The organism is Campylobacter sp. RM16704 (assembly GCF_000816245.1).
Classification (GTDB): domain Bacteria; phylum Campylobacterota; class Campylobacteria; order Campylobacterales; family Campylobacteraceae; genus Campylobacter_D.
In genome coordinates this window covers 1,316,115-1,335,744 of record NZ_CP007769.1, presented here as the reverse complement: position 1 = coordinate 1,335,744, position 19,630 = coordinate 1,316,115, and the positions used below count along the sequence as shown (strand labels likewise).

Sequence of the window (19,630 nt, the reverse complement as noted above, 5' to 3'; positions counted from 1 at the left end):
TTTAATATAATTATTTTTTTATAAAAAAATTGTTATACTAAGTAAAAAATATGGGAGAATTATTATGGAACTTATTCAAATGCTTAAAAATTGTGATTTAAAAGCTACTCCACAAAGACTTTGCATTTTAAAAATTTTACAACGCCATGAACATCCTAATATCGAATCTTTGTATGAAAGTATTAAAGAAGAATATCCATCGATTTCTTTAGCTACAGTGTATAAAAATTTAAATACTCTAAAAGAGCAGGGTTTAGTAGTAGAAATTAATACTCTAAATCAAAAAACTTGTTATGACATTTATGAATATCCTCATATTCATGTGGTTTGTAATAAATGTAATCATATAGAGGATGTATGTTACGAAGATAGTGGACTTAGCCAATATCAAGAAAATCTTGAAAAAAAAATAGGAAATATTATTGATTATTTAGGTGTATTTGCTTATGTAAATGGTTGCAAAAATTGCAAAAAATAAAATGGTTTATGAAGTTCAAAGACGCTTTTTACTCCCAAATGATGATTTTTTAAAAATTTTAAAAAAAGAAAAGATTGTTTATTCTAAGGACAAAATACGTGTTTTTTTTACGCGTATAAGTCCTTTTTGTGATATTAAATATAAAAAAATAAATCAAAATTATTATCAGTTTTCACTTTATAAACTACATGATATTCTAGATAAAAAGACTTGTAAAGTTTCTAAAAAAGATTTTCAACGTCAATATAAAAAATCCATAGGCAGTATTATCAATAAAACTAGAATTGGTTTTGAAATTAATGATTTAAAATTTTATATTTATAAATTTAAGAATAATTTGCAAGATTTGGTAATTTTAAAGATTATTTTTCCTACTTTTGAAAAGGCGAAGCAATATAATCTACCTCTTTTTTTTAATAATTTTAAAGAAATTACAGACGATGAAAAATTTTATACTAAAAATTTAGCATTATATGGAGATTTTTCCAAATTTTTTAATAGTACTAAAATCATTAAAATTTTAGATAAGCAAGAAAATATTGATTTAAATTTTCCAAGTCAAATTCAAAGCTTTGTGGCTTGTAAAATTTTACTTTTCATTCTTTTAAAAAGATTAAAAAATGAAAAAAATCAATTCTTGCAAAATGTAAATATAAATTCTATCAAACAATTCTCTTTAAGTCTTTATCAAATCAATATTTTTTTAGAAATTTTCCATAATATTTTTGAAAAAAACATTATGGAAAAACTTAAAAATATTTTTTTAGCCTTAACAGAACAAATTGATATAAATAAAACACAAAAAATCGACTTAGAAAAATATGTTTTTGTTTTAAGTGATAAAAAAATTGATAATATTTTTTTTGACTTGGAATTTATTTTAAAGAATGATTGTAATTTTTATCAAGGAGAAAAAGAACAGATTTTAAAGCGTTTAATAGCTTTTAAGTTAAGAAGAGAATTGGTTTTTTTAAAGAAAAAAATTGTACAATCACAAATGGATCTTAAAAAAGAATTGGATAGAATAAATTTTTTGTTATACTATTTTGCAACAATGTTTGAAGAAAAAAGTATTAGTAGATTAAAGTCTTATTTTGACTATAGTTATTCAGAAAAAATTCTTCTTAAATATAATAAAGTAATTAAAAGAATTAACAAAAATACTAAAAAATTAAAAATATATAGCTAGGAAAAACATGCAAAAACAAGAAAAAATAGTCAAAATGTTTGATGATATAGCACCAACTTATGATAAAGCTAATAGAATTTTAAGTTTTGGTACTGATGTAAGTTGGAGAAGGAAAGCTTGTTTGAGTGTTTTTAAGTACTCTAATAACGAGCTCGATGTTATAGATGTAGCTTGTGGCACAGGTGATATGATTATAGAATGGCAAAATCAAGCTTTAAAATCAAATAAAAATATTATTAGTATCAAAGGTATAGATCCAAGTGCAGGTATGCTTGAAGTGGCGAAGAAAAAAATCCCGAATGCAGCTTTTATACAAGCAAAAGCACAAGATCTTCCACTTGAAAATGAAAGTGCAGATGTTATAAGTATAAGCTATGGCATACGTAATGTAGTAGATAGAAAAGAGGCTATAAAGGAATTTGCACGAGTATTGAAAAAAAATGGAATTTTACTTGTACTTGAATTTACTAAAAGAGAACAAGGAGGCTTTGTAGCAAATTTTAGAGATTTTTATTTAAAGAATATTTTGCCAAGAATAGGTGGATTTATTAGTAAAAATTATAGTGCATATGAGTATTTACCAAATTCTATAGAAGATTTTTTAAGTAAAGAAGACTTTATTAAAGAATTGAGCGAACATTTTGAAATACTGGAGTATAAAAGCTTTAGCTTTGGTGTATGCTCTATGTTTATTGCAAGAAAAAAATGAAAGTTTCAGAACTTAATTTAAAAGCTAAAAGTCTATTAGAATTTCATCTTGATGACATAGAATTAAGTGGAGAAATTTCTAAGATTACTATCCATAATTCTGGACATTGGTATTTTGACTTAAAAGATGAAAAGTCAAGCATAGCTTGTGTAATGTTTAAAGGCTTTAATCAATTTGTACAAGCTAAACCTAAAGTGGGTGATATGCTTGACCTTAGGGGCTATGTAAGTTTATATGAAGCAAGTGGTAAGTATCAATTTATTGCTAAAAGTATGCAAAAAACAAGTTTTGGAGATTTAGAAGCTAAATTTTTAGCTCTAAAAGAAAAGCTTGAGAAAGAGGGCTTGTTTGATACTAGCTTAAAAAAAAATATTGTTAAATTTCCTAAAAAGATAGGTATAATAACTTCTTTTACTTCAGCAGCCTTGCAAGATATGTTAAAGCTGATTTCGCAGAAAGAATATAATCTTTGCAAAATAACTATTTTTAATGCTCTTACTCAAGGGCAAAGTGCTCCAAATTCTTTGATAAATGCTTTAAAGAAAGCAGATGAATATAGCCTAGATGCAATTGTTTTAGCAAGAGGTGGTGGAAGTAGAGAGGATTTGTTTTGTTTTAATGATGAAGAACTTGCAAGATGTATTTTTTCTTTAAAAACTCCTATTGTTTCTGCTATTGGGCATGAGATAGATTATGTTATTAGTGATTTTGTAGCAGATTTAAGAGCACCAACTCCAAGTGCGGCTATTGATATGATCTTTCCTAATAAATTAAGTCTAGAGCAAGGACTTGATGAGCTTAGTATGCGATTAAAAAATCAAATATTAAACCATCTTAAATTATACCAAAACAAAATTGATTATTTACAAAATTTAGCCAAGGCAAAATCTTTAGAAAATGCTTTTTTTCTTAAAAAACAAAAGCTTGATTTTTTACAAGTTCAGTTAAAGAGTGTTTTAAATTTAAAATTATTAAATTATGAAAATAAACTTGACAATTTTGAAGAGCTTTTAGTTCAACATAAAAATTTTTTTGATAAAAGCAAAAATTTGATAAATTTACAAAAAGATGGCAAAAATATCTCTCTTGAAAAGCTAAAAAAAGGAGATATTATAAAACTTTGCTCTATAAATAAGAGCAAAGAGGCTCAAATACTATAAAAAGGAGAGAAAATGAGAGTAATGAATTTTAGTGCAGGTCCTTCAAACTTGCCTGATGAGGTTTTAAAAGAAGCACAAGAGCATTTGTTTGATTATCATGGTAAAGGCTTTTCTATTATGGAAGTTTCTCATCGTGGAAAGGTTTTTGAAGAGGTGCATTTTGAAGCTATTAAAATGGCAAAGGAACTTTATGGTGTAAGTGATGATTATGAAGTACTTTTGATGCAAGGTGGAGCTAGTTTACAATTTGCTATGATACCTATGAATTTATATATGGGCGGGGTTTGTGAATTTGCTAATACTGGAGTTTGGACTAAAAAGGCTATAAAAGAGGCTGAAATTTTGGGAGTAAATACAAAAATAGTGGCAAGTAGTCAAGAAAGTGAATTTAATCATATTCCGCAATTTGAATTTAGTGATAATGCAGATTATGCTTATATATGCTCTAACAATACTATTTATGGAACCCAATATAAAGAATATCCAAAAACTAAAAGTCCTTTGATAATTGATGCTTCTAGTGATTTTTTCTCTAAAAAGATAGATTTTTCCAATATTGCTATGCTTTTTGGAGGGGTGCAAAAAAATGCTGGAATTTCAGGACTTGCATGTGCTTTTGTGCGTAAAGATATGATAGAACGTAGTAAAAATAAAAATATACCTAGTATGCTAAAATACAGCATTTATGCTGAAAATAATTCTTTGTTCAACACTCCTGCAACCTTTGCTATATATATGTTTAATCTTGAAATGAAGTGGCTTTTAAATCAAGGTGGTTTAGATAAAATTAATGAGCAAAACATACAAAAGGCTAAAATTTTATATGATGTGATTGATGAGAGTAGTGGTTTTTATAAAGGTCATGCTAAAAAAGAAGATAGATCGTTAATGAATGTTAGTTTTAACATAGCTCATGATAGAAATTTAGAACCAATTTTTGTAAAAGAAGCAGAGGAAAATGGTATGATAGGACTTAAAGGACATAGAATTTTAGGTGGAATTCGTGCTAGTATTTACAATTCTATTGATCTTGAAAAAATTAAAAAATTAAGTGAATTTATGAGGTTTTTTATTGGAAAACATGCTTAAGATATTTTCATTTATAACAAGAAATTATAAATAAATTATTATAATAGAGATTTCACTAATATAAAAATGTTTATATTAGTGAAAATTATTTTACTTAGATTGAAAACTCAAAGTAGCTGTTAGTTGTAAAGTGTCACCATATCTATCCAGATTATATGGAATTTTTATATTTGCAGCTATAATTTGTAATCTTTCTTTTGGTTTTGTTAGTGTTATTGTTGCTATGCCGTTATCGTTTGTTGTAATATTTTCAATATCATCATTTTGATCTTCAAACTCTACTCCTTTTATTGGTTTTCCATCTAATAAAACTTGTAATTTTAGCTTGTCTCCTTCTTTTAGTATTAAAGGATTTTGCAAAGGAATAATTTCAAATTTTAATCCCAAAGGCTTGTTAGATCCTTCATTCCAACTAAAAATACTTTTTCCCATTTTAAATATTTTTCTTGTTTGAACAACTTCGTTTGCTCCGGCAATATCAGTTATTTGTGATCTATTTTGTGCGTAGTGTTTGCCATTTCTTGTAAAGGTATAATATCCAAAATCATAATTAACACTTGCTACAGCAGGTGTTCCATCTATGAAAATTTTATCGTTTTGGTAGTCATACCCTGCTTTTAGTAGTTTCCCTTTTGAATCTTTTGCACTAATTCCAAAAATTCTATCAGGTTGATATTGGCCCCAATGATCATCAGCCCAAAAACCTACTTTATATCCATCACTAGTTTGCATTGGAAAAAATTGATGTGCTAAAGCAGAACTAGTAATAAAAAATCCTAAAAAAACAATTTTTGAAAATTTCATTTTCTGTCCTTTAAATTAATTTTGATAATCATTATATAATATTTTAATTTATATGATTCTTAAAATTAATTTGAATAATAAAGAAGTATTTTATTTTACTTATGTAAAATATAAAATTCATTTTTAATTATAGGAAAAATTATGGATGATAATATAAATATTATTGGTGCTAAAGAAAACAACCTCAAAAATATAAATTTAAAAATTCCTAAAAATAAACTTATAGTTTTTACAGGACTTAGTGGAAGTGGTAAATCAACCTTGGCGTTTGATACACTTTATGCAGAAGGTCAACGTCGTTATATTGAAAGTTTAAGTGCTTATGCAAGGCAATTTTTGGATAAAGTTGGTAAACCAAATGTAGATAAGATAGAGGGTTTGACTCCTGCAATAGCAATTGATCAAAAAACTACTTCAAAAAATCCTCGATCGACTGTTGGTACTATTACTGAAATTTATGATTATTTAAGACTTTTGTATGCAAGAATTGGAGAACAATACTGTCATCAGTGTGGTCAAAAAATTTCGTCTATGAGTGCAGCAGATATTGTGGGAGAAATTTTAAAGCTTCCAAAAGGGGCAAAAATTATTATTTATGCACCTTTGATTAAAGAAAAAAAAGGAAGCTTTACTGACCTTTTAGAAAATTTAGTTGCAAAAGGTTATGTGAGGGCTCAAATTGATGGTGTTTTAACTCGTCTTGATGAAGATATTGAGCTTGCCAAGACAAAAAAACATACTATAAAACTTGTTATAGATAGGCTTGAAGTGCAAGAAGATATGCTAGCAAGACTTGCAAGTGATATAGAAAAAGGTCTTAGTGAGAGTTTTGGTGAGGTAGAAATTGAAGTTTTAAACAATGAGGAATTAAATATAGCCAAGCATTTTCATTATAGCGAGCATAATGCTTGTTTTGATTGCAAAATTTCGTTTCCTTTACTTGAACCTTTGAGTTTTTCGTTTAATTCTCCAAAAGGAGCTTGTCCTTCTTGTGATGGGCTTGGTATAAGATATACATTAGATATGAAAAAGCTTATTAATGAAGAATTGAGTTTAGAATCAGGAGCCATAAAACTTTTATACGGATTTAATAAAAGTTATTATTATAAGTTTTTAATGGCCTTTTGTGAGCAAAATGATATCAGGGTAAAAATTCCATATAATGAGTTAAGTGAAGAAGAAAAGCGTCTAGTGCTTTATGGTAATGCAAAGGATATTAACTTTTTGTGGAAAAGACATAGATTAAATCGTAAATTTGAAGGTGCGGTAAAATACGCTTATGAAATGTTAAAAGATGAAAAAGATTTAAGCGAATATATGAGTGAAAAAACTTGTAAAGATTGCGGAGGTCATCGTTTAAGAGCTGAGAGTTTAGCTGTGAAGGTGGCAGAAAAAAATTTAGGTGAAATTTTAGATATGAGTATAGAAAACACCACTATATTTTTTTCAAAAGAAGCTAATTTTGCGTATTTAAGCGAACAAGAAAGATTGATTGCTAAGCCTATTTTTAAAGAAATTAATGAAAGATTATTTTTTCTTTATGATGTGGGACTTGGGTATTTATCTTTAGGGCGTGATGCAAGAACTATTAGTGGAGGTGAAGCTCAAAGAATTCGTATAGCTTCACAAATTGGTAGTGGTTTAAGTGGAGTAATGTATGTTTTAGATGAGCCAAGTATAGGTTTGCATGAGCGAGATACCGCAAAATTAATTAAAACATTAAGAAATCTTCAGCAAAAAGGCAATACTTTAATAGTAGTTGAACATGATAAAATGACCATAGAAAAAGCGGATTTTATAGTAGATATTGGACCAAAAGCAGGTAAATTTGGAGGTGAGGTTGTATTTAGCGGAACTTATAAAGAATTATTAAAAAGTAAAAGTCAAACCGCACTTTACATGAGTGGTAAAAAGCAAATTGCCCATCAAAAAAATAGAGAACAAAAAGAATTTATAAGTTTAAAAGATGTGAATATTAATAATATCCAAAATTTAAATGTAGATTTTCCATTACATAATCTAGTGGCAATTACAGGGGTTTCAGGAAGTGGAAAAAGTTCTTTAATTTTACAAACCTTACTTCCATTTGCAAAAGAAGAATTAAACCATGCCAAGAAAGTTAAAAAACTAAGTGGAGCTAAGATAGATGGCCTGGAAAAGCTAGATAAGGTAATTTATCTTGATCAAAGTCCTATAGGTCGCACCCCTAGATCAAATCCTGCTACTTACACAGGTGCTATGGATGAAATTCGTAATCTTTTTGCAGCTACTAAAGAAGCTAAAATGCGAGGCTATAAAGCAGGACGTTTTTCTTTTAATGTTAAAGGTGGAAGATGTGAAAAGTGTAGTGGAGATGGAGAAATTAAAATAGAAATGCACTTTTTACCTGATGTGATGGTAACTTGTGATATATGTAATGGAAAAAGATACAATGATGCGACGCTCGAGATTAAATATAAAGGAAAAAATATAGCTGATGTATTAAATATGAGTATTATCGAGGCAAGTGAGTTTTTTACTTCTGTGCCAAAGATAAAACAAAAGCTTGATACTTTGGTAAAAGTTGGGCTTGATTATCTTACTTTAGGTCAAAATGCTACGACTTTGAGTGGAGGAGAAGCTCAGCGCATAAAGTTAGCTAAAGAGCTAAGTAGAAGTGATACAGGTAAAACTCTTTATATACTTGATGAGCCTACAACTGGACTTCATTTTGAAGATGTTAATAAGCTTATTTTGGTTTTGCAGCATTTAGTTGATCTTGGAAATAGTGTATTTGTGATAGAGCATAATTTAGATGTGATAAAAAATGCTGATTATATTATAGATATGGGACCAGAAGGTGGAATTAAAGGCGGTAAGGTAATAGCTAAGGGTAGTGTAAAGGAACTTGCTAAAAATCACAAAAAAACTGGATCTTATACAGGACATTATTTAGACTTAGAAATCAAAAATAAATAGCAAAATTATTTAATATAGTTTGTGTTTATTTGATATTTAACAAGCTATCATAGTGTTAAAACAAACAATTTGAATATATGTTCTTTTTGAGAAGTTTTGTTTTCATTTTAATTGTCAATTGTGTTATTAAGATAAAAATAAATTTCTTAAAGAAGTTATTAAATCTAGTGATAAATCTTACCACTAGATTTTAATTTTATAAAGGACTTTTATAAATTTTGATTATGTCTTTATTTTCGTTGTTGCGATCTAGTACATAAATCATATCGTTTTTAATTGCAAGTGATTTTGGATTGTCAAGACCATTGATTTCGTAAGCATCAATGATTTTTGCGTTTTTATAATCAATTACAAGAAGTGTGTTATAGCGTAAGCTCAATGCTAACATTTTATCACCGATAATATCTGCTCCAACGATATAATAATCATTAATGTTTTTACCTTCTTTTATTTTTAAATTTTCACCGACACTTAAAACTTTTTCTCCACTTAATAAATAATCTTTGGTACTTGCATAAGAAAGAATAAGTTTTTTGCTAAATTTATTTGGGACTGTAATTAAATACAAAAATTGTCCATCATTAGCATAAGAATGTACATAATTTTGCTTAGCTCTTATAGTTAAAACATACTTTCTAGAAGGCTCATACCAGCTTTCGCCTTTTTTAGTGTAAAATGCAGGAGCTATACCTTTTGTAGTTTCTTTAAAGGTTTGCCATTCTAGCATTTCATCAATAGGTTTATCTGTTTTTTCTGTTCCAGCAAAAGTTTTATTTGATGCTCCAATGACAAATTTATTTCCTATGAATGTGGCATCTGCAATGTATCTCATATCATTTCCATTGGTTTTATCAAATAAAACAAAGCCAGTTGATTCTTTGAAATCTTTAGTGTAAGATACAGCCATTTCATTTGTTACTAAAGCAAATTCATCGTTGTTTTTGTTATAAGCTATAGCATTGATATTTTTGAATTTTTTAAGTTCAGGTATGTTTATTTCTTGACTATCTAAAAATTCTATATTTTTAGTAATTTCAAAAGCTCCATTTGAAGCATTTTTATCAAAACTTAAATTTTTTGGTTCAACTAAATCTTTAATAAAAACATCTTCTGGAACATTTTTTCCTAAAAGACTAAAATCACCAAGTCTTTTCCAAACATCCATTGTCCATGTTTTACTCATAATGCTCATATCAAAAGTCAAACGATCAGGGTTGGATTTTCCTGTATATGGAGGCAAACCATTGATAATTAAAGCTTGAAAAGCATTAGAACAAACTACTACAAAAGATATAACAATAACAAATTTAGAATAGGCACTTAAAGGTTTAACTTTTATTTCTTTATTAGCAAGATCTTCCATCATAGAACTATTTTTTCTTATAAAAAGTAAAGCAAGTCCCATTACAACAACAACGCACCAATACACTACAACAGCCCAAGTATAAGTATGTGCTCCTACTAATTTATCCCCTAAACCTATACCAATATCTCTTTGCCACCAACTAGCCGTATGACGAATTCCCATATAAATCCCATATCCAGCAAATAAAAATACACATACAATATATTTTATTTGAGGGCCATAGCGTAATATAAGCATTCCAAGAACACCAATTACTATCATACCAATACGTTCAAACCAACATAATGTGCAAGGGGATTCATTATGGAAATATCCCAAATACATATTTGCAAAACCTACCGGTATTGCTAAAATAAGTAAAACAGCAGTAGTCATAAAAAGATAAAAATATTGATCATTTTTGCTTAAATAAGTATTCATATTTTTTCTCCTTACCAATTACCACTTGGGATAATAGAGTTAAAGCTTGCTACTAAATACATAAAGTAGTTTAATAAAGCACCACAAAGAAAAATTCCAAAAATTAATTTTTCTTTTTCAGGTTTAATGAGTATTAGCAATATAGAAGCTGCTAGTAAAACGAGTATAGTAAATTCCAAAATAACTCCTTTAAATTTTTCAATAATCTGTGATAAAAAAATATCAAAACAATAATTAAATTATCATAAAAATAAAAGGAGTTTTTTTGTTATATTTTACCCATAAATTTCGCCTTTTTTGTATTCATAAACACTTTGCATATCTTTATCACCTCTACCTGAAAGATTTATTACAATTACGCTTTTTTTCTTTAAAACAGGACAAAGTTTTTCCAAATAAGCTAGTGCATGGGAGCTTTCAATAGCGGGTATAATACCTTCTTCTTTACATAATAATTTTAAAGCATTGATACACTCATCATCACTAATAGCATGATAACTTGCTCTTTTACTTTCTTGTAAATACGCATGTAAAGGTCCAATTCCAGGATAATCAAGTCCAGCAGAAATACTAAAAGTATGTGAAATTTTACCATTGTTATCTTGTAAAACTTTAGTTTTCATTCCGTGAATTATTCCTATTTTTCCTTTGGTAAGTGTGGCTGCATGATAAGGTGTATCTTTACCTAAACCTGCTGCTTCAATACCTATGAGTTTAACTTTCTTATCTTTTAAAAATGCATGAAAAATTCCAGCAGCATTACTACCTCCTCCAGCTGCTGCTATGATATAATCTACTTTTTTGTTTAATTTTTTAAGTTGCATTTTACACTCTTTTCCTATAATGCTTTGAAAATGCGTAACAATTTGTGGATAAGGATAAGGCCCAACTACGCTTCCTATAACATAAAAGATATCTTTGGTGTTTTTTACCCAAAAATTTAAGGCTTCATTTACCGCATCACTTAAGGTTTTACTTCCGCTTTCTACTGCATGAACTTTTGCTCCTAAAAGTTCCATTTTATAAACATTTAAAGCTTGTCTTTTTACATCAATAGCACCCATGAATATCTCACACTCAAGCCCTAAAAGTGCAGCTGCTGTTGCTGTTGCAAGTCCATGTTGTCCTGCTCCAGTTTCTGCAATAATTTTTTTCTTATTCATTTTTTTGGCCATTAGAGCTTGAGCTAAGGCATTGTTTATTTTATGTGCTCCAGTATGCGTCAAATCTTCTCTTTTTAAATAAATTTCATGACCATAAATTTGGCTTAAATTTTTGGCATAATATAAAGGAGTAGGTCTTCCTACATAAGTTGTTAAAAGTCCTTTTAATTCTGTATTAAATTCCTTATCTTTTTTAAGTCTTAAAAAAGCTTTTTCTACTTCATCTAGTGCTGTTTTTACCTCATTTGGTACAAATTGTCCGCCAAAATTTCCATAATATTTTTTCATGATTTTTCCTTAAAATTAATAATCAATATTAGGTTTAATCAAAATTGATCAACTAAAAAACTAAATAATAAAAAATAATAAAATAAGATAATTAAAATATAAATGACAGGCTTAACGCCAAGAAAGAATCTGAAAGAGTGCAGAATTTGAATTTATAGACTTAATATGATAATTTAATTTCTTAAATATCTTTTCTGTCTGCATATCTGAAAAAGACAACATAAAAACTCCTTTAGAAAATAAATACGCCTTGGATTATACAATAAAACAATTAACAATTTTAATATGACTGTATTATGATATAATACTGAAATTACGGTGGTATGATTTTGTAATTATTGGAGCTTATGAAAAATGAAAAAATGGAAAAAGTTGTTAATTTTTGTAACATGTGGTTTATTTTTTAATTTTAGTTTTTCTATGGATTTATTAGAAACAGAAATAGATTGGCTAACTAAAGAAAAATTTGAAGCAGTTAAAAAAGATTATCAAGAGAGTATAAAAATCAAATTAGAAGAATTAAATAAACAAGATATGGATGAAAAATTAAAAGAATATACATTTGAATGCTATAAAATTGATTATGCGGTTGAACTTTTGCAAAATTATGAATCATCTACCCAAGGGATAAATTTGGCATATTTTTATGGTTATAAACAATATGATAAATTGCTCAACAAATACTACTCATATAAAAATAAATTGGATAAAAAAACTCAAACTGCTCTTTTAGAAGAACAAAGAGCATGGCTTAAATTGCGTGATGCCTATGAAAATTATATAGATCAGCATAGATACTTTGTATATACTGCAAGTGGGGGAGGAACTATGTATTCTAATTTAGCTAGTGCATCTAAATTTGATTTTGTAAAAAAGCGTGTTGGTGAAATTTATAAATATTTTTTTTCTGAAAATGGAGTTGATTGGTAATAAATAAACCAATATGCTTGATTTTTTATATAATGATATAAGCTATATAGGGCTTTTTATAGTATGTTTTCTTTCTAGCACGCTTTTACCTATGGCAAGTGAAGCTTTTGTGCTTGCTTTTGTAAAATTAGATTTTAATAATTATATGGTTTTATTTGTCGCAAGCTTGGCTAATACTTTGGGTAGTTTGAGTACCTATGCTTTAGCTTATTTTGGAGAGAGTCAAATTTTAGAAAAATATTTTAAAAGCTCTTTGCAAAAATTAGAAAAAATTAATGCAAACTTTACAAAATTTGGTTCTTTGTATGCCTTTTTTACTTTTTTACCAATAGTAGGAGATCTTTTTGCACTAGGACTTGGATTTTCTAGGTATTCTTTTTTAAAAGCAAGTATATTTATAGCCTTGGGTAAGTTAAGTCGTTATGCTTTTGTAATTTTCATAGCAAATTCCATTTGAAAGTCTTGATTTTAAAAGATTTAAAAGTCTAGCATTATCAATATCTTTTAAAACTTTTACGGTGTTTTTTAGCTCATGATTTTTCATAGGCATTTTTGCATCTTTAAAACACCTTATCGTGCTTCCTCTAGCAAAAGTGCTATCACAAATTACATCTACTAAATACTCATCAAAACTTGCTAAATTTGGATCAAGTATATAAGCAACAGTTAATGCATCATGTATCCATGTACCATTTGTGCCTCTTGTTTTACTTGCATAATCAATCCAGACTCTTAAAGTTTGTACTAAAAAATCACAAAGAGGATTTTGATTTTCTAAAGCATTTAAATCTTCATGTGTGAGCATAGTTTGCATTGTTGCATTATAAGGAACAAGTGTGATTTTAGCTCTTGAGTTTAAAACTATGCTAGCGGCTTCAGGATCAAAGCCAAAATTTGTATCTTTGATATGATAAGGCATATCAAAACTTCCACCCATAATAAAAATTTCTTTCACATTTTTATCAAAATCTTTAAAAAGTTTCATAGTAATAGCTATATTTGTTAAAGGTCCTATAGCACAAATTGAAATTTCACCTGGATTTTGCATAATAAGCTCACCCATTTTCATACAAGCATTTGGGTTTATGTTGTCTAAGATTTTTACAGGTTTTATGTGATCCCAAAGATGAGTAAGTTTAAACTCTTCCACGCTTTTATCTAGTCTTTGTCTCCAAAAATGACTATCTTCATATAAAGCTTCATGAGCACCTAAATACAAAGGTATGTCTAGATTAAGCTTATTTAATAAGTCTTTAGCAACGCTATAAGCGGTTAAAGCTTGTACATTACCACTTAAAGTGCTAATCATTTCAAGTTTGATTTCTTTAGAAGTTAAAATAAGCCCAAGGGCTAAACCATCATCAGTATTTGCCCCTGCTATGCCATTGCCTATATCAGTATCTAAAATAAGGCGTATCATATGGCATCTTCTATTAAATTTAAATCCCTGCCTCTAGTTTCTGGTGCAAAGAAAGTTGTGATAAAACCAATTCCTGCAGTGATAACAAAATACAAGGCTATTGGCCACCAAGTGCCATAATAAGCAAGCAAAGCTGAAGCTATCATAGGAGCAGTTCCTCCTGAAAGTATAGAGCCAAATTCTTTTGCTAGTGCCATTTTAGTATAACGATTTTTTGCCCCAAAAAGCTCCACGCCCCATGCAGCTTGCACACCAAAAATCCCTAAAGAAGCTAAAGACATACCCACGATGATAGTTAAAATTACAATAATTTCATTTTTACTATCAAGTAGCATAAAAGCAGGGAAGGCATAAAGCATTAAAAGTAAGCAAAAGACTCTATAAGTAATGCGTCTTCCAAATTTATCACTTAAATATCCTGCTAAAGGTATAACTAAAAATCCCACTAAAGAAGCGATAACAACAGCAGTTGTGGCTACTGATTTATCAAGAAGTAAAATTTTAGTTACATAGCCTACTATAAAGCCTTGTGCAAGATAAGATGGCCCATTTTCTCCTATTCTTATACCCACCATAGTCCAAAATGCACGACTTTTTTGCCAAAAAGTTCTTTCATCTTTTTTCATATGTGCTTCATTTTCATGACGAATTTTTAGCATTAATTCTTTTTGTTTTTCAAAAACAGGAGTTTCTTTTACATTTAAACGCATATAAACAGCAAAAAGTGCTATGAAGATACTTCCTATAAAAGGAATTCTCCATCCCCATTCTTTAAAACTAGCATCATCCATACTTGTAACTAAAAGCCATACAAAAGCTGCAAGCAAGGTTCCGCTATTTGATCCAAGAGCGATGATAGAAGAGATTAAACCTCTATGTTTGCTAGGAGCGTATTCTCCAAGCATGACAGTTCCACCTGAAAGCTCAGCGCCTGCTCCAAAGCCTTGCATAAAACGCAAAATAACCAAACATATAGGAGCCCAAATTCCAATTACTGCATAACTTGGTATAAAACCAATTAAAGTAGTTGAAATACCCATTAATGCAATAGTACTCATCAATACATTTTTTCTTCCGTATTTATCTCCTAAATATCCAAAAAATAAAGCCCCAATAGGTCTAGCGATAAAACCTATGCCATAAGTAACAAAACTAAGCAATAACGCTATAACAGGAGTTTGCTCAGGAAAGAAAACTTCCGAAAAAATAGTAGCTGCAGCCAAGCCATAAAGTGCAAAATCTGCGTATTCCATAGCAGTTCCTAGCCAACATGAAAATACAGCTTTTTTAAAAGCTTTTCTTCCTTGCGGCGTTTGAAAATTCTCATCTGCAATTGATTTTGTTTGCAAAATTAACCCTTTGTTTTAGAAATTAAAATCGAATTTTATCTAAAAAGATTAAAATTTAATTTTAATGGTTTTTTACCATCTTTTAAATAAAATTGCGTGATAATTTGATTATGTAAATTTTTAGGAAAATAATGAAAACTTTAACAATAATTGATACTTTTGGTTTTTTCTTTAGACTTTTTTATGCATTAAAGGGTTTGAAAAATTCAAAAGGTGAGCCTAGTAATATGATTAGTGGTTTTGCTAATTTTATTTATAGTTTGAAAAATGAACATCCTAGTGATATGATCATCTTTGCTCTTGATAGTAAAGGAAAAACTTTTAGAAGTGAAATTGATCCTAATTATAAAATCAACCGTACTCCTCCTCCACCTGATTTATTAACTCAAATTCCAATTTGTATTCAAATGATAGAAAAAATGGGCTTTTCAAGCTTTTCTTGTGAAGGGTATGAAGCAGATGATATTATCGCATCTTTGGTAAAAGAGTGTGAAGATAAAGAAATTTTTATAAGAATTATCACTCAAGATAAAGATTTATATCAACTTATAAAAGATGATAAAGTTAGTATTTATAGTCCTATTTCAAAAAATGATTATAATGAAGCAGGGTGCTTGGAAAAATATGGGGTAAAACCTAGCCAAATAAGAGACTTTTTGGCACTTTGTGGAGATAGTTCAGATAATATCCCAGGGGTAAAAGGAATAGGTGCTAAGGGTGCTAAAAATTTACTTGATGAATTTGAAAGTATTGAGGGAATTTATGAAAACTTAGCACTAGTGCGTAACGAAAGAAATCGTAATTTATTACTTGAAAGCAAAGAAAATGCCTTTTTAAGTAAAAAACTTGCTTCATTATATGAAAATTTAGATGTAAAAGATATGCTTTTAAATTGTGAGTATCCTAAAGATGAACCTTTGCTTAAGATTATGGATATTTTAGAGCATTATGAATTAAACGCTTTGTTAAAAAAACTACGCACTAACCCTACTAATAAAGATAAAAATTTAGGATTTAATGCAAGATTAATTTTAGATGAAAAAGAATTATTTGAAATTTTAGAAAAAATTGATAATCAAAGCATCGTTGCTTTTGACACAGAAACTACAGGTTTAAATACTAAAGAAGCAAAAATAGTAGGATTTAGCTTTTGTTTTCATGAAAGTGAAGCTTTTTATGTACCACTTGCGCATGATTATTTAGGAGTTTGTAAGCAAATTTCTATGCAAGTGGCTAAAAAGGGTATAGAAAAAATCTATCAAAGCACGGTTATAGGTCATAATCTTAAATATGATTTTGAGATTATAAAAAACAATTTCAATTTACTTCCTCCAAAAAACTATGCTGATACTATGATACTTGCATGGCTTAAAGAGCCAAGTTTGCGTGTAAATATGGATGATTTGGCAAAAAGATTATTTGATTATGAGACTTTGCATTTTGAAGATTTAGTAAAAAAAGGAGAAAGTTTTGCAGGAGTGGATGTAGAAAAAGCTTGTAAATATGCAGCCGAGGATGCTTATATCACTTTAAGATTTTATTTGTATTTTTTAAAAAATTTAGAAAAGCCTTTATTTGAGCTTGCGCAAAAAAGTGAATTTGAATTTATAAAAGTACTTATGATGATGGAGGGTAATGGTATCAAGCTTGATACTCAAAAACTTGAAAGCTTGATGCAAAGTTTTAGCCAAGACATTAAAATACTAAGTGAAAAAATATATGATTTAGCGGGTGAAAAATTTAATATTAACTCTCCTAAACAAGTAGGGGATGTTTTATTTGAAAAATTAAAGCTACCAAGTGGTAAAAAAAGTAAAACAGGTTATTCTACTGATGAAAAGGTTTTAAATGTTATTTTAGATAATCATCCGATCGTGAAAGAAATTTTAGCTTATAGAGAGCTTGCAAAATTAGTTTCTACTTATTGTGAACCTTTGTTAAAATTAGCTAAAAAAGATGAAAACTCAAGAATTTATTCAAGCTTTTTACAAACTGGTACAGCTACCGGACGCCTTTCATCAAAAGATCCAAATTTGCAAAATATCCCTGCACATGGACAATATGCGAAAGATTATAAATCATGTTTTATAGCTAAAGAAGGATTTAGTTTTATCTCGCTTGATTATTCTCAAATTGAACTTAGAATGCTTGCGCATTTTAGTGAAGACGAAAAATTATTGGAAGCGTTTTCTAATAATGAAGATATTCACGCAAAAACAGCTATAATGATTTTTGGACAGAGTGATTATAATACAAGAAGTATAGCTAAAAGTATAAACTTTGGACTTATTTATGGTATGGGTTATAAAACTTTAAGTCAAAATTTAAAAATAGAGGCAAAATTAGCTAAAGAATATATAGAAAAGTATTTTGAAAATTTTACAAGCATAAAAGTTTATTTTGAAAAAGTAAAAAACGAAGCTAAACAAAATGGTTTTATAAAGACTTTATTAGGTCGTAAGCGTTATTTTGATTTTGAGAATGCAAAACCTATGCAAGTTGCAATGTATGAAAGAGAAAGTATAAATTCTACACTTCAAGGCTCAGCTGCCGATATAATAAAACTTGCAATGCTAGAAATTGCAAAAAATTTAGATGATAATAAGCGTTTAATTTTACAAATTCATGATGAGCTTGTCTTTGAAGTTAAAGATGAATTTTGTGAAAATTTTACGAAAAAAGCTAGTGATATTATGGAAAATATTGTAAAATTAAATGTAAAATTAAAAACTTCATCGAGTATTGCCAAAAATTGGGGCGCATTAAAATAAGGAGAATAATTAATGGATCTTTCAACCATACTTGGGATAGTGTTAGCTGTTACTAGTATTTCTGTAGGAGATATTTTAGAGGGTGGTAATCCTTTGCATGTTTTGCATTTTAGTTCATTTTTGATTGTGGTTCCAACCTCAGCTTTTTGTGCAATGACTGCAACACATAAAAAATTTGTGAAAGCCGCATACAAGGAATTAAAACTTGCATTTAAAGGTGCTGGAGTAAATTTAAGCCAAAGAATAGCTGAACTCGTAGAATACTCTATTATAGCAAGAAGAGATGGACTTTTGGCTTTAGAATCAAAAACTAATGAGATTGATAATGAGTTTTTAAAAGAAACCATGATGATGATGGTTGATGGTAAAAGCGTAGAAGAAATTAAAGAGAGTATGGAAATCCAAATAGAAGAAATGGAAGAATATTATAAAGAAACCGCAGAATATTGGATTCGTTTTGGTGAAACTTGTCCTACAATGGGACTTGTTGGAGCGGTTATGGGGCTTATGCTTGCTTTGCAACTTCTTGATGATCCTCAAGCTATGGCAGCAGGTATTGCGGGTGCTTTTACTGCTACGGTTACTGGAATTTTTGGGTCTTATGCTTTATTTGGTCCTTGGGGGCATAAGATAAAAGCTAATGCACACGAGTTAGTTAAAGAAAGAATAGTTATCTCTCATGCTATTGTAAGTATAGCAGAAGGGGCTAACCCAAGAGATTTGGAGGCTAAATTGTTTAATTATCTTGGCCAGGGTGAACCTAGAATTTCTCAATTTGATAAGTAAGAGTAAAAAATGGCTAAAAAACATAAATGTCCAGAATGTCCTGCTGGTGAAAGATGGGCAGTGCCTTATGCGGATTTTTTAAGTTTACTTTTGGCGCTTTTTATAGCCCTTTGGGCTATTTCTGAGAGTAATCCTGCTAAAACAGAAGCTTTAAAAACAGAATTTATCAAAATATTTGAATTTACAGCTTCTAATCCATTAGAAAAAGAAAGTGAGATACACAATAGATATAGTGCTCCATCTAATGCTAATATAGAAGAATTAGAAAAGCTTAAAAAATTAAGTATAACTCAACAGGAAAATATTGAAAAATTAAAAGCAGCACTAGATCAAAGAGAAAACAACATAATCTTAAATTTACCAGCTAGGGTTGAATTTGCCAGGGGTAGTACGCAAATTGATTCAGCTGATGTGCAAGATTTTTTAAAACGTATTAGTGAAGTATTAAAAAGAATGCCAGCCCAAGCACAAATAGAACTTAGAGGTTACACCGATAATAGCGACAATGATCCAAAAAGAAATTTTGATTTAGCAAGTAAAAGAGCTCAAGTTGTAGCTGATTATTTAATTGCTAGAGGAATTAATCCATCTCAACTTATAGTGGTAAGTTTCGGCAATAATTTTAATTTGACTAATAATAAAGAAGATGAAATGAATAACAGGGTAGAATTTTATATTCGTGTGGATTCTTCAGATAATCAAACCAAAAAATCCGTATTGGATCAAATAGGAAATTTAAATAACAAATAA

17 protein-coding genes are annotated in these 19,630 nt (G+C 29.0%); 11 read left to right on the top strand and 6 right to left on the bottom strand.

Annotated elements, in window-relative coordinates:
• Positions 1-64 precede the first annotated feature (64 nt).
• From perR to serC, 5 genes are read left to right on the top strand one after another with little or no spacing between them, the layout of a single operon-like run.
• On the top strand, positions 65-478 hold the full coding sequence (gene perR / locus CAQ16704_RS06790; protein WP_039667473.1) for a peroxide-responsive transcriptional repressor PerR: 414 nt from the start codon (positions 65-67) through the stop codon (positions 476-478).
• Positions 453-1,667, top strand: coding sequence for a metal-dependent phosphatase (locus tag CAQ16704_RS06785; protein ID WP_039667472.1), 1,215 nt, complete (start codon positions 453-455; stop codon positions 1,665-1,667). The genes perR and CAQ16704_RS06785 overlap by 26 nt, the downstream gene beginning before the upstream one ends.
• Before the next feature lie 7 nt (positions 1,668-1,674).
• The gene (gene ubiE, locus CAQ16704_RS06780; protein WP_039667471.1) at positions 1,675-2,376 is read left to right on the top strand and encodes a bifunctional demethylmenaquinone methyltransferase/2-methoxy-6-polyprenyl-1,4-benzoquinol methylase UbiE; all 702 of its coding nucleotides are present in this window, start codon (positions 1,675-1,677) and stop codon (positions 2,374-2,376) included.
• On the top strand, positions 2,373-3,536 hold the full coding sequence (gene xseA, locus CAQ16704_RS06775) for an exodeoxyribonuclease VII large subunit (protein ID WP_039667470.1): 1,164 nt from the start codon (positions 2,373-2,375) through the stop codon (positions 3,534-3,536). The genes ubiE and xseA overlap by 4 nt, the downstream gene beginning before the upstream one ends.
• Before the next feature lie 12 nt (positions 3,537-3,548).
• Positions 3,549-4,625 (top strand): phosphoserine transaminase, encoded by a 1,077-nt coding sequence (serC, locus tag CAQ16704_RS06770; RefSeq protein WP_039667469.1) that lies wholly within the window; start codon positions 3,549-3,551, stop codon positions 4,623-4,625.
• A gap of 90 nt (positions 4,626-4,715) precedes the next feature.
• Here serC and CAQ16704_RS06765 read toward each other — a convergent pair whose 3' ends face one another.
• Positions 4,716-5,429: a DUF4198 domain-containing protein gene (locus CAQ16704_RS06765; protein ID WP_039667468.1), complete on the bottom strand. Its 714-nt coding sequence runs from the start codon at positions 5,427-5,429 to the stop codon at positions 4,716-4,718.
• A 141-nt stretch (positions 5,430-5,570) separates the two neighbouring features.
• On the opposite strand from CAQ16704_RS06765, the gene uvrA reads away from it, so the two are divergent.
• Complete coding sequence (gene uvrA / locus CAQ16704_RS06760; protein ID WP_039667467.1) at positions 5,571-8,387, top strand: excinuclease ABC subunit UvrA; 2,817 nt, start codon at positions 5,571-5,573, stop codon at positions 8,385-8,387.
• A gap of 196 nt (positions 8,388-8,583) precedes the next feature.
• Here the strand turns inward: uvrA and CAQ16704_RS06755 are convergent, their stop codons facing one another.
• The 3 genes from CAQ16704_RS06755 to trpB form a co-directional block, all read right to left on the bottom strand.
• Positions 8,584-10,173 carry a disulfide bond formation protein B gene (locus tag CAQ16704_RS06755; protein ID WP_039667466.1) on the bottom strand — a complete coding sequence of 530 codons (1,590 nt, stop codon included), beginning with the start codon at positions 10,171-10,173 and terminating at the stop codon, positions 8,584-8,586.
• 11 nt (positions 10,174-10,184) lie between these two features.
• On the bottom strand, positions 10,185-10,352 hold the full coding sequence (locus CAQ16704_RS08380; protein WP_200884643.1) for a hypothetical protein: 168 nt from the start codon (positions 10,350-10,352) through the stop codon (positions 10,185-10,187).
• Between the two features lie 96 nt (positions 10,353-10,448).
• Positions 10,449-11,627 (bottom strand): tryptophan synthase subunit beta, encoded by a 1,179-nt coding sequence (trpB, locus tag CAQ16704_RS06750; protein ID WP_039667465.1) that lies wholly within the window; start codon positions 11,625-11,627, stop codon positions 10,449-10,451.
• 351 nt (positions 11,628-11,978) lie between these two features.
• Here trpB and CAQ16704_RS08040 point away from each other — a divergent pair, with 351 nt between their 5' ends.
• Together CAQ16704_RS08040 and CAQ16704_RS06740 are read left to right on the top strand one after the other, a co-directional pair.
• On the top strand, positions 11,979-12,554 hold the full coding sequence (locus CAQ16704_RS08040) for a lysozyme inhibitor LprI family protein (protein WP_082020062.1): 576 nt from the start codon (positions 11,979-11,981) through the stop codon (positions 12,552-12,554).
• Between the two features lie 13 nt (positions 12,555-12,567).
• Complete coding sequence (locus tag CAQ16704_RS06740) at positions 12,568-13,011, top strand: YqaA family protein (RefSeq protein WP_039667464.1); 444 nt, start codon at positions 12,568-12,570, stop codon at positions 13,009-13,011.
• Here CAQ16704_RS06740 and CAQ16704_RS06735 read toward each other — a convergent pair.
• Together CAQ16704_RS06735 and CAQ16704_RS06730 are read right to left on the bottom strand one after the other, a co-directional pair.
• The gene (locus CAQ16704_RS06735) at positions 12,967-13,971 is read right to left on the bottom strand and encodes an inosine-uridine preferring nucleoside hydrolase family protein (RefSeq protein WP_039667763.1); all 1,005 of its coding nucleotides are present in this window, start codon (positions 13,969-13,971) and stop codon (positions 12,967-12,969) included. The genes CAQ16704_RS06740 and CAQ16704_RS06735 overlap by 45 nt on opposite strands.
• Positions 13,971-15,326 carry an MFS transporter gene (locus tag CAQ16704_RS06730; protein WP_039667463.1) on the bottom strand — a complete coding sequence of 452 codons (1,356 nt, stop codon included), beginning with the start codon at positions 15,324-15,326 and terminating at the stop codon, positions 13,971-13,973. The genes CAQ16704_RS06735 and CAQ16704_RS06730 overlap by 1 nt, the downstream gene beginning before the upstream one ends.
• A 128-nt stretch (positions 15,327-15,454) precedes the next feature.
• On the opposite strand from CAQ16704_RS06730, the gene polA reads away from it, so the two are divergent.
• Genes polA through motB form a run of 3 tightly spaced genes read left to right on the top strand, consistent with a single transcriptional unit; the run spans position 15,455 to position 19,630 of the window.
• Positions 15,455-18,094 carry a DNA polymerase I gene (gene polA, locus CAQ16704_RS06725; RefSeq protein ID WP_039667462.1) on the top strand — a complete coding sequence of 880 codons (2,640 nt, stop codon included), beginning with the start codon at positions 15,455-15,457 and terminating at the stop codon, positions 18,092-18,094.
• A 12-nt stretch (positions 18,095-18,106) separates the two neighbouring features.
• Positions 18,107-18,880, top strand: a complete 774-nt coding sequence (gene motA / locus CAQ16704_RS06720; RefSeq protein WP_039667461.1) for a flagellar motor stator protein MotA — start codon at positions 18,107-18,109, stop codon at positions 18,878-18,880.
• 9 nt (positions 18,881-18,889) lie between these two features.
• On the top strand, positions 18,890-19,630 hold the full coding sequence (motB, locus tag CAQ16704_RS06715; RefSeq protein WP_039667460.1) for a flagellar motor protein MotB: 741 nt from the start codon (positions 18,890-18,892) through the stop codon (positions 19,628-19,630).